Annotated in this window: 3 protein-coding genes; all 3 read left to right on the top strand. The window is 42.8% G+C overall.

All coding sequences use genetic code 11. The annotated features are described in order from the left end of the window. The coding region (locus tag BHE85_RS16590) for an IS1 family transposase (protein WP_001393844.1) at positions 1-234 on the top strand (234 nt) is incomplete at its 5' end. A 1-nt stretch (position 235) separates the two neighbouring features. Then, positions 236-679, top strand: a complete 444-nt coding sequence (locus BHE85_RS27610; protein ID WP_000445001.1) for a hypothetical protein — start codon at positions 236-238, stop codon at positions 677-679. Next, positions 660-916: IS3 family transposase (locus tag BHE85_RS16580; protein WP_069673541.1), on the top strand; the 257-nt coding region annotated here is incomplete at its 3' end. The genes BHE85_RS27610 and BHE85_RS16580, both read left to right, overlap by 20 nt.

The following is a 916-nucleotide window of genomic DNA, read 5'->3' as shown; positions in this document are numbered from 1 at the left end:
TCGGCCTTTGAGGTCGTGGTATGGATGACGGATGGCTGGCCGCTGTATGAATCACGCCTGAAGGGAAAGCTGCACGTTATCAGCAAGCGTTACACTCAGCGCATTGAGCGACATAATCTGAATCTGAGACAACATCTGGCAAGGCTGGGACGGAAGTCACTGTCGTTCTCAAAATCGGTGGAGCTGCATGACAAGGTCATCGGGCATTATCTGAACATAAAACACTATCAGTAAGTTGGAGTCATTACCTGGAATCGGAAGAGACAAAAGAATTGCAGTTAATGAGGCTATTGCGGCAAATATGGAATTATTATCCACGCAACATATAAGCTTACTGGATAGAATAAAAGGTAATAGCGTAACATTATTCTGCGAGCTGATATTAAATTTCAGAAATGAAATAGAGCGTAGACAATTAAGCACAAACACCATGAAAAGACACAACCAGAGGTTGAAAATCATAAGTGAATACTTTGGTGGTGTTCCGGTTAAAAATATAGGCATAAGGGAGGTGTACAGCTTTCTTGAAATCAGAGCAGCTGGGAGTAAATTTGCTATTGCTAACCAGTACAGGGCGCTTTTATCAGTGAAGTGGCACACTGAATTTGGCCACCTGAACAGAGGTGATATGCTCACCTCAGAACAACACAGGTGCTCCAATGAAAAAAAGAAATTTTAGCACAGAGTTTAAACGCGAATCCGCTCAACTGGTTGTTGACCAGAAATACACGGTGGCAGATGCCGCCAAAGCTATGGATGTTGGCCTTTCCACAATGACAAGATGGGTCAAACAACTGCGTGATGAGCGTCAGGGCAAAACACCAAAAGCCTCTCCGATAACACCAGAACAAATCGAAATACGTAAGCTGAGGAAAAAGCTACAACGCATTGAAATGGAGAATGAAATATTAAAAAA

Origin of the sequence: Shigella sp. FC1567, from assembly GCF_001743015.1 — a bacterium.
Lineage (GTDB): Bacteria > Pseudomonadota > Gammaproteobacteria > Enterobacterales > Enterobacteriaceae > Escherichia > Escherichia coli.
This window is presented reverse-complemented; position numbering and strand designations above follow the sequence as displayed.